The 2,113-nt window shown below is 39.5% G+C and carries 4 protein-coding genes; all 4 read right to left on the bottom strand.

Annotated features, from left to right (window positions below; all coding sequences use genetic code 11):
* Positions 1–2 precede the first annotated feature (2 nt).
* The 4 genes from AMDU4_RS13035 to AMDU4_RS13020 all read right to left on the bottom strand — a co-directional run bounded on the left by AMDU4_RS13035 (position 3) and on the right by AMDU4_RS13020 (position 2,024).
* Positions 3–290 (bottom strand): hypothetical protein, encoded by a 288-nt coding sequence (locus AMDU4_RS13035; protein WP_021788400.1) that lies wholly within the window; start codon positions 288–290, stop codon positions 3–5.
* Positions 287–766, bottom strand: a complete 480-nt coding sequence (locus AMDU4_RS13030) for a (2Fe-2S)-binding protein (protein ID WP_021788399.1) — start codon at positions 764–766, stop codon at positions 287–289. Before AMDU4_RS13030 ends, AMDU4_RS13035 begins: the two co-directional genes overlap by 4 nt.
* The gene (locus tag AMDU4_RS13025) at positions 763–1,617 is read right to left on the bottom strand and encodes a xanthine dehydrogenase family protein subunit M (RefSeq protein ID WP_021788398.1); all 855 of its coding nucleotides are present in this window, start codon (positions 1,615–1,617) and stop codon (positions 763–765) included. Before AMDU4_RS13025 ends, AMDU4_RS13030 begins: the two co-directional genes overlap by 4 nt.
* Before the next feature lie 71 nt (positions 1,618–1,688).
* On the bottom strand, positions 1,689–2,024 hold the full coding sequence (locus AMDU4_RS13020) for a Rieske (2Fe-2S) protein (protein ID WP_021788397.1): 336 nt from the start codon (positions 2,022–2,024) through the stop codon (positions 1,689–1,691).
* Between the last annotated feature and the right edge of the window lie 89 nt (positions 2,025–2,113).

Raw genomic sequence — 2,113 nt, 5'->3', positions numbered from 1 at the left:
ACTCACGGTTGAAGCAAATCCTCGCTCTCGTAAGGGTTCTTTCCGAATACTGCAGCAATTGCCTGTCCCTGGTAGTTTACCTCTCCAATGGCAAGAACGGGTTCCTTATAGTCATTCTCACCCATGGAATAGTAGGCATTCAAATCCTTTGATGTCATGCCTCCCTCGACTTTTGTTATCTTTGCCCTGGCATATGGGCTTCTCACAAGTGACATGTATAACATTCCATCAAGGTTTATATCGTCCAGGTATCTGCCCTTGCCATTTGCAAATCTCTCCAGATAACTCATTTTGCCACCACCCTTTCCTCATTTATCTTCTCACTGGCTTTCTTTATGGAGTTAATAATTGAAACATATCCAGTGCATCTGCAGAGATTTCCTCCCAGGTTTGTTTTTATGTAGTCATCGCTCGGGTTTTTGTTCTTCCTGAGCATATAAAGTGATGTCATTATCATTCCCGGTGTGCAGAATCCGCACTGAAGGCCATTTTCTTCAACAAAGCTTTCTTTTATTTTTTTCAGGTCAGCATCACTTTCGTTTTCTATGGTCTCTATTTCATGGCCATCTGCCTGCACAGCCAGTACGGTGCACGATTTTACTGCTTTTCCATCCATAAGTACACTGCATGCCCCGCAGTTTGTTGTATCGCATCCTATATGGGTTCCTGTAAGCCTCAGATCATCTCTTATGAAAGTAGCAAGCAATGTCCTGGGTTCCACGTCCTTTTTATATTCCTTTCCATTTACCTTTATGTTAACTATCATTTCGGTACACCCCCTATTCCCTTTACGGCTTTTTTAAAGAGATATTTTAATAATTTTTCTTTGAATTTTGTGCTGCCATTGTCATCATCAACGAAATCAGTTATCTTCAGAAGCAAATCGGCCGCCTTTGCGGTGTTTTCATCATTTATTTCTTTTCCCTCAAGGAATTCTTCGGCTTTCCTTGCTTTCAATGCAGTTGCTCCGCAGTTTGTGAGTCCTATTCCTGCTCTTCGAATTTTTGTTCCATCCATTGACAGATCTACAGCTATGCCAAGGATAGAAAAATCACCTGCGTATTTTGTGTATTTCAGGTACCTTCCTGAGGATTTGTTATCTTCTATTTTTATTTTTGTAAGTATTTCACCCGTATTCAATGCAGTCGTGAATATATCTGTAAAGAAATCCTCAGCTTGAATAATCCTTTTTCCCCTGGCCGATGTAACTTCAAATTCCGCTCCAAGGGCAAGCATTACCGCAGGGAAATCGTTTGCTGGGTCACCATGGCAAATATCGCCACCTATTGTGCCCATATTTCTTACCAGGGGATCAGCTATAAGTCCTGCAGCCTCGCTCAATATGGGGAAATTCTTTCTTATTTCCTGGTTTTCCCCAATGTCTGCTGTCCTTGCCATTGCAGCTATTTCCAGAGTTTTCCCCTGAAATAAGATCCCATCCATGCCCTTGATTCTGCCTATATCCACAAGTTGTGGAACTGATGTGAATCTAAGCTTCAGTAAAGGTATAAGACTCTGTCCCCCGGCAAGTACCTTTGCATCTTCATGTCCATTCAAAAATTCAGCAGCCTCCTCTATGCTCTTTGGTGCATAGTATTCAAATTTATCCGGAAACATAATAATGCAATAGAAAATCGTATAAAAACGTTGCTAATACCCTCAAATAAAACTAAATAAAAATAAGATATTTAAATATTTATTGATAATTTTCCTTCCTCCTCTTTTACCTCATATGAACTCAGATCCTTGGCATCCTTTCTTGTTATTGCCTTAACAAATCCGTTGATGTTTTTATCCACCTTTCCTGTTGTCACATCAAATTTTGCATGGTGTTTCGGGCATATTACATCCTTTCCCTCTATTTTTCCCTTCCCCAGCTCTCCACCCATGTGAGAGCACAGGGCATCTATTGCATAAAACTTTCCATCCATATTTGAAACTAGTATTTTTTTACCACTAATTTCAAATTCCTTGCTTTTTCCAGTCCCAACTTCCGACGTGTCACATATAGTTTTCCATTCCATATTTATCAGGCAATTATATAAATTCGTCTATATAAACTATAGCATAAATGTAAAGGTATAGGATGAAGTAGAGCAAAATAAAAATATAA

It is taken from the genome of Ferroplasma sp. Type II (assembly GCF_000496155.1).
This window is presented reverse-complemented; position numbering and strand designations above follow the sequence as displayed.

Bases quoted from the DNA above. Each gene is read 5' to 3' on its own strand.
- AMDU4_RS13035 (WP_021788400.1), bottom strand. From the start codon at position 290: ATGAGTTATCTGGAGAGATTTGCAAATGGCAAGGGCAGATACCTGGAC.
- AMDU4_RS13025 (WP_021788398.1), bottom strand. From the start codon at position 1,617: ATGTTTCCGGATAAATTTGAATACTATGCACCAAAGAGCATAGAGGAG.
- AMDU4_RS13020 (WP_021788397.1), bottom strand. From the start codon at position 2,024: ATGGAATGGAAAACTATATGTGACACGTCGGAAGTTGGGACTGGAAAA.
- AMDU4_RS13030 (WP_021788399.1), bottom strand. From the start codon at position 766: ATGATAGTTAACATAAAGGTAAATGGAAAGGAATATAAAAAGGACGTG.